The following is a 6,924-nucleotide window of genomic DNA, read 5'->3' on the forward strand; positions in this document are numbered from 1 at the left end:
ACAAAGGAAGAATAATATGGTACCTATAACATATGAATTAATTAAAACAGATAAGCAAACAGGTGCAAGGTTGGGCAGAGTTCATACTCCTCACGGTTCCTTCGATACACCGACATTCATGCCGGTCGGAACACTTGCAACTGTGAAGACAATGAGTCCGGAAGAGTTACAAGAGATGAACGCAAATATCATTCTCTCCAATACGTATCATCTTTGGCTACGACCGGGAGAAGATATTATCCGTGAAGCAGGCGGGCTCCATAAGTTCATGAATTGGGACGGAGCTATCCTCACCGATTCCGGAGGTTTCCAAGTGTTCAGTTTGAGCGATATGCGGGAAATTGTGGAGGAGGGTGTCCATTTTCGTAACCATTTAAACGGGGACAAGCTTTTCCTTTCTCCTGAAAAAGCGATGCAGATTCAAAATGATCTCGGGGCCGATATTATGATGGCCTTTGATGAGTGCCCGCCATATCCTGCTACTCGTGAGTATATGAAGTCTTCTGTCGAACGGACGGCGCGTTGGGCTGAGAGATGCCTCGAAGCACATGGCAGGCCGGATGAGCAAGGACTATTCGGAATTGTCCAAGGTGGGGAGTATGAAGATCTACGGAAGCAGAGTGCCAATGATTTAATCTCGCTTGATTTCCCAGGATACGCAATTGGTGGTCTTTCTGTCGGGGAACCGAAGGATGTGATGAACCGGGTACTTGATTTCACAACACCATTATTACCGACAGATAAACCGAGATATTTAATGGGGGTTGGTTCACCAGACTCCCTTATCGATGGTGCAATACGTGGAATTGATATGTTTGACTGTGTTTTGCCAACCCGGATCGCGAGAAATGGGACATGTATGACGTCAACAGGGAGACTTGTTGTGAGAAATGCGAAATTCGCACGTGATTTCCGTCCAATTGATGAAAATTGTGATTGCTATGCATGTAGAAATTATTCTCGTGCATATATTCGTCACCTTGTTAAAAGTAATGAAACATTTGGATTTAGACTTACCACTTATCATAATCTTCATTTTCTGTTAAAATTAATGGAGCAAGTACGAGCTGCTATACGCGAAGATCGTCTTGGTGATTTTAAAGAGGAGTTTTTTGAACAATACGGGTTTAACAAACCAGACGCAAAAAACTTTTAACTTGAAAATGTTCTCATATTGAGATAGAAGGAAGGAGGATGAACGTTGGATTTAATGGCATTGTTACCGATAATTTTAATGTTTGTAATTTTTTACTTCTTGCTAATCCGTCCACAGCAAAAGAGGCAGAAACAAGTAAGAGAAATGCAAAATGATCTGCAAAAAGGTGATAAGGTTATTACAATCGGCGGTTTCCATGGAATTATCCATGCGCTTGATGAAGGTACAGTAGTTATTCAAGCAGGAGACGGTACGAAACTTACGTACGACCGATCCGCAATCCGCGAGAAGGTTGCTGAGTAAGCTCAAATGTGATTCAACTACATAGAATTGCAAACAAAAAATGGTCCTATTAAAGGGCCATTTTTGTAATTTCAAGTAGGTGATTGTCTATTAATGTACGTAATCTCGATAACTTTTTAAACCATGAATATAGCTTCCTGCACTCCGCTTTCCATGAGGAGTCTCCGTGTGTTTTTTCGTTAAGATATAATACAAAATAATATAATAGGACCTACATGTTAGAGTATCTTCTGGAGCAGTATCGAGGTATCAGGACTACGGACTTCAAGTAGAGAAGAAAGGACCTGTTTAGCTCATTCTGCATCTTTTTGAAAGAGGTTAACGCCGATCATGCCACCGAAGATTGCGGCTAGTATGAAGCCTGTGTGGTGAAGCATCTGCTGTATGGAAAAGCCATTTTGATAGCCGAGATATTGAACAAGGAAAATAAATAACGTAAAACCGAGTCCAGTTAACCCGCCAACGACCCATCCCTTTGACTTCCCCTTAATTCCAGTGATCATCCCACCAATAAACAACCCGACCAACCCGACTGAAAATGCTACCCAAGAAAGCATCCATTGACTAATTGTCGTAAACTGTAAAACTAATGCCAACACAAAACTAGAAACTACAATGAACAAAAGAATGAAGATCCAGCCATATAATAAAGCGATCAATTGCCGTTGCAACGTAATCTCCCCCTATGGTCGTCCTTTTTATTACTTTATTCAACTATGCGCCCTAATAGAAGTGAATTTTCACAGAATCTCCAATTTTCCCGTTTAGCGTAACCATTTATCAAAAATAGGGATTGCTCGCAGTTCTTCCTTTGTAATAAACTGGAGTAGAAACAATACACTGAGATAAATTGCAATCAATAGAAGGAAGACCAACCCAAGCATCATGATTCCCCCTGAACTTAAGATATAAATTTCTCTTAACATCCAACCGACGAAAAAAGGCAAGAGGAAAAGAGCGATCATTTTCAGCATATCTTTGAGGGGAATATGATATTTGATTTTTTTATTCAACACCGTTAAGTGTAATAAAGTAACGAGTATGACGGAGGTTGAAAGAGCAATGGCTACACCATTCATCCCGAATGCTGGTTGCTGTGCCAACACAAAAATTATTAATAATTTCATGAAGGTGCCAATCAATGTATTCCACATCGATTCCTTTGCATAATCAAGTGCTTGAAGTGCCGATTGTAATGGTGCTTGAATGTAAAGTAGAATATAAAAGGGGGCCATTAGGATGAGCAGCTGATTGGCACTCGAACTTCCGTACATGAATAATAAAATTTGTTCAGAGAAGAGTAACAATACAATAGTCGCAATCGCTCCTGAGGCAAATGAAATCCGGATTGCTTGATGAATCCGATAATGTATAAGTTTTTGATTGTTTTTTGCTCCTGCTTCGGAAATGGATGGAATCAGCGCGATTGCAAGAGAATGTGTAATAAAGGTTGGTAAGAATAGTAATGGGATGACGTAGCCTGTCAGTTCACCGTACTGCTTCGTAACTAGTGTTGCAGTCACTCCTGCAATAGCAAGAGCTTGAGAAACGAGAATCGGCTCAAGGAAATTAGAGATAGATCCAATCAGTCTGCTGCCAGTGCTCGGCAAGGCTATTGAGAATAATTCACGCATCGTTTCCCGTGTATTCCTGAAATATGAACGGATTGGTCTTCGATTTTTACCTGATTTTCGCAATTTAAACTGATATAGCATGTACATAAGAGAGGCAAACTCGCCCAGGATTACACTGAACATTGCTCCTGCTGCAGCGAACTCAACACCATAGGGAAGAAGTAGCTTAATGAAAATATAAACAAACACTATCCGGACGATCTGTTCGAACACTTGTGCATAGCTTTGCGGCTTCATATTATGCTTGCCCTGGAAGTATCCCCGAAGAACGGATGAGATGGCGACAATTGGAACAATCGGACTAATTGCGAGCAATGGATAAATCGTGCGCTCATCTGTGAGCAGCGTCGAGGCGATATAGGGCGAACCGAGTATCATAGCGATTGTTAAAATAATACTTGTGACTGAAGTAATGAGCAGAGAGACGACAAGAATGCTTCTGATTTTCTCATGATTACCTACTGCATCGGCTTCGGCAACACGCTTAGCAATAGCAACAGGCAGCCCAATTTGGGTTAATGTAATGACTAAAAACAAGGTCGGAAGGGCGAGCATATACAGGCCTACACCTTCTTCACCAATTAAACGCGCAACTACAATTCGGTTGATAAAACCGAGGAAACGCGTAATCATTCCAGCTAGCATAAGGATTAAAGCACCTTGTAAAAATGTTTGCCTTGTCATTTTATCGTCCTGCCTTCTCAAAAAATACAAATTCATATACAATAATATATATGCAAATGTGTTGGCCAAGCATGACAAGATTCTATAAATACTCCATTTAGGAGGGGTGGATTATGGAAACAATTCAAAGCGTTAAAAAATGGAAAATAACCGTTACACCTTTTTTACACAGTAAAGCTGAAGAACTGCATCTAATGGGTTATGAACAGGCGACTAGCGAAGATGTCTGGAAATGCCTTGTAGATAAAGTATGGAAAGGGTATCCGGATAAGCGGATTTATGAGACGGTAGCTGATATTATGCAATTAAACTCATCCATTTACTTAAGCTACCTTACCGTTAGTTCGTTTCAAGATGATGATCTTGCCGGTTCCATTGCTGCTTTATTAGATACATAAAGGAATTTTAACCCGAGAGATTAAGGGAGGAACAAGGAACATGAAAAAGAGAGGCAGACTCGTTGCCTTTTTTCTAATCGTGCTTATTTTTGGCACACTGATTGGAACAACGACAACTGGAGTTACAAAAAACATAAGTTTAGGATTGGATTTACAAGGTGGCTTCGAAGTCTTGTACGAAGTCGAACCGATTGACGAAGAACAGGAGATTACCCGCGGCCTAATGGAGGGTACTGTTCAAACACTGAACGACCGGGTGAACCGTCTAGGAATTAGTGAGTCGGTCATTAACATTGAAGGAGAGAACCGCATACGTGTACAGCTTGCCGGTGTAGAGAATCAGCAAGAAGCGAGGGATATGCTTGCAACATCCGCGCAACTCTCTTTCCGTGACGTAAATGATGTCGAGCTGTTGGATGGTTCCGACGTCAAGCCGGGGAGTGCGAAACAAGACTTCGACCAAACCACGAATGCACCGATTGTTTCCCTCAAATTGAATGATGCGAATAAATTCGGTGAAGTCACTACACAGATTAAAGAAATGGGACCACCTGATAATTTATTGGTTATTTGGATGGACTTCCAGGAAGGGGATTCCTTTAAAGAGGAAATACTGAAAGAAGAGCCGAAATTCGTGTCCGCACCAAGTGTTGATCAGACATTGCATACGACAGATGTCATGATAACCGGTGATTTCACGGTGGAGTCAGCGAAAGCATTGGCTGATATTATCAACTCCGGTTCCTTACCGGTCCATATGAACGAAATATTCTCTACTTCTGTTGGAGCTCAGTTTGGAGAACAGGCACTGAATGATACAGTCTTTGCAGGTATCATTGGAATAGGCCTTGTCGTTCTATTTCTAATTGCCGTTTATCGCTTTACTGGATTCATTGCTTCCATCAATTTGATTATTTATACGTATCTTGTCCTTGTTGTCTTTATGGCGATGAACGGTGTATTAACACTTTCAGGTATTGCCGCCCTGATTCTTGGTGTAGGTATGGCAGTGGATGCGAACGTCATTACGTTTGAACGCTATAAGGAAGAACTCCGGTCCGGTAAATCGGTGAAAGCTGCCTTCCAAGCAGGAAGCAAGAACTCCTTCCGTACGATATTAGATGCGAACATCACGACTATGATTGCAGCGGTTGTCCTATTCATTTTTGGTACAAGCTCCGTCAAGGGATTTGCAACGATGTTAATTATCAGTATTCTCGTCAGTTTCATCACGGCAGTATTTGGAACGAGACTATTCCTAAGATTCTGGGTGAAAAGTGGCTTCTTGAAAAATAGAAAGACATGGTTTGGCGTTAAGAATAAAGAAATTAAAGATATTGCGGAACCAGAGAGGGAACCAAAACTATTTAACCGAGAAGTTGATATTGTAAAACACAGGAAAAAGTTTTTTGTATTTACGGGGATTCTTTTAGTGGCTGGGTTTGCAGCGCTAGCAATCTTCAAGATTAATCCTGGCATTGATTTTACAAGTGGATCACGAATAGAGGTAATCGCAGATGAACCGATTGATATCGAAGAGGTAGAACAGACATTTTCAGACCTTGGAGTGGAAGCGAGCAGTCTCGTACCTTCTGGAGAAAATAATGAACTTGCTGTTGCTCGCTTTGATACGGTACTTTCCGATACAGAAATTACCGAAATCCAACAAACCTTTAATGAAAAATATGGCTTTGATCCAGGGATAAGTATTGTCTCCCCGATCGTTGGAGAAGAACTCGTGAAGAATGCGGTCTATGCGGTTGCAATTGCAGCGGTATTCATCATTATTTATGTTGCATTCCGGTTCGAATTGATATTCGGGGTTACAGCAGTCCTTGCACTTCTACATGATGTATTGATCATGTTGTTCGCTTTCAGTATTACGCAAATTGAGTTTGATATAACGATTGTTTCGGCAATCCTGACGATTATCGGTTACTCCATTAATAATACGATTGTAATCTTTGACCGAGTTCGGGAGAATATTCAATTTGAAAAACGGGTAACGTCTAATAAAGTACTTGCTAGGATTATTAATAAGAGTATTATTCAGTCGTTTACTCGTACAATGAATACGACAATATCAACATTAATTGCGATTCTTGCATTTCTTGTACTCGGAACGTCGTCCATCTTTACGTTTACTCTTGCATTAGTAATTGGGTTAGTTGCAGGTACGTATTCTTCCCTCTTCCTTGCAGCTCAAGTATGGCTCGTCTGGCGAGGGAAGAATCTCAAAGAAAAACCACTCGATTTCAGAAAGAAAAAACGAGTGGAAGGACCCCAAGTATAAGCTCTTAGGAGGAGATGGAAATGAAAGGTCAGGGTTACGTTATTCTGGCAATTGTACTAACGATTTTAATATCAATATTTGCCGTTATCAATATTGAGCCTGTCCAAGTGAACTATTTCTTTTGGAGTGCGACATCTCCTCTCATTCTCGTTATTTTGTTTTCCGTTTTAATGGGAGGACTCATTACAGCTGGTGCAGGCATGTTTAAAATCTTTCAAATGCGGAAGCAAATGATGAAGCTTGAGAAGGAACATAAGCTTTACCGGGAACGTTTGGAGAAAGCGGGCATCACACCACCTGTAATTAAAGAAGAAACAAAGGAGAAAAACGTTAAAACCGTTCCTAAAAAGAATAATTAAATTGCTACCCCTGCCGGTCTTTTGTATAATAGATTGGTCAGGGGTGAATTTATGTTACATAGCAAGGCAAACTGGAAAACATTAACAATTGAATCTG

Annotated in this window: 7 protein-coding genes; 5 read left to right on the forward strand and 2 right to left on the reverse strand. The window is 40.8% G+C overall.

All coding sequences use genetic code 11. The features are described 5' to 3' along the window. Positions 1-16: 16 nt before the first annotated feature. Positions 17-1,156, forward strand: a complete 1,140-nt coding sequence (gene tgt, locus WKU33_RS04300; protein WP_156856277.1) for a tRNA guanosine(34) transglycosylase Tgt — start codon at positions 17-19, stop codon at positions 1,154-1,156. Between the two features lie 54 nt (positions 1,157-1,210). Next, entirely contained in the window at positions 1,211-1,459 is a 249-nt protein-coding gene (yajC, locus tag WKU33_RS04305; RefSeq protein ID WP_156856339.1) for a preprotein translocase subunit YajC, read from the forward strand. Between the two features lie 293 nt (positions 1,460-1,752). Here yajC and WKU33_RS04310 read toward each other — a convergent pair whose 3' ends face one another. Together WKU33_RS04310 and spoVB are read right to left on the reverse strand one after the other, a co-directional pair. Further along, on the reverse strand, positions 1,753-2,130 hold the full coding sequence (locus WKU33_RS04310) for a TIGR04086 family membrane protein (protein ID WP_156856276.1): 378 nt from the start codon (positions 2,128-2,130) through the stop codon (positions 1,753-1,755). A gap of 93 nt (positions 2,131-2,223) precedes the next feature. Next, positions 2,224-3,777, reverse strand: coding sequence for a stage V sporulation protein B (spoVB, locus tag WKU33_RS04315; protein WP_340453394.1), 1,554 nt, complete (start codon positions 3,775-3,777; stop codon positions 2,224-2,226). Between the two features lie 113 nt (positions 3,778-3,890). Between spoVB and WKU33_RS04320 the strand changes: the two genes are divergently transcribed. The 3 genes from WKU33_RS04320 to WKU33_RS04330 are packed head-to-tail and all read left to right on the forward strand — an operon-like array spanning position 3,891 to position 6,827. Further along, positions 3,891-4,175 (forward strand): post-transcriptional regulator, encoded by a 285-nt coding sequence (locus WKU33_RS04320; RefSeq protein WP_156856274.1) that lies wholly within the window; start codon positions 3,891-3,893, stop codon positions 4,173-4,175. Between the two features lie 40 nt (positions 4,176-4,215). Next, positions 4,216-6,468, forward strand: coding sequence for a protein translocase subunit SecDF (secDF, locus tag WKU33_RS04325; RefSeq protein ID WP_340453396.1), 2,253 nt, complete (start codon positions 4,216-4,218; stop codon positions 6,466-6,468). Positions 6,469-6,488: 20 nt separating this feature from the next. Beyond that, a complete protein-coding gene (locus WKU33_RS04330) occupies positions 6,489-6,827 on the forward strand; it encodes a LapA family protein (protein ID WP_156856272.1) in 339 nt (112 codons plus the stop codon). Positions 6,828-6,924: the final 97 nt, after the last annotated feature.

Source organism: Oceanobacillus sp. HCA-5259 (assembly GCF_037892815.1).
Classification (GTDB): domain Bacteria; phylum Bacillota; class Bacilli; order Bacillales; family Amphibacillaceae; genus Oceanobacillus; species Oceanobacillus indicireducens.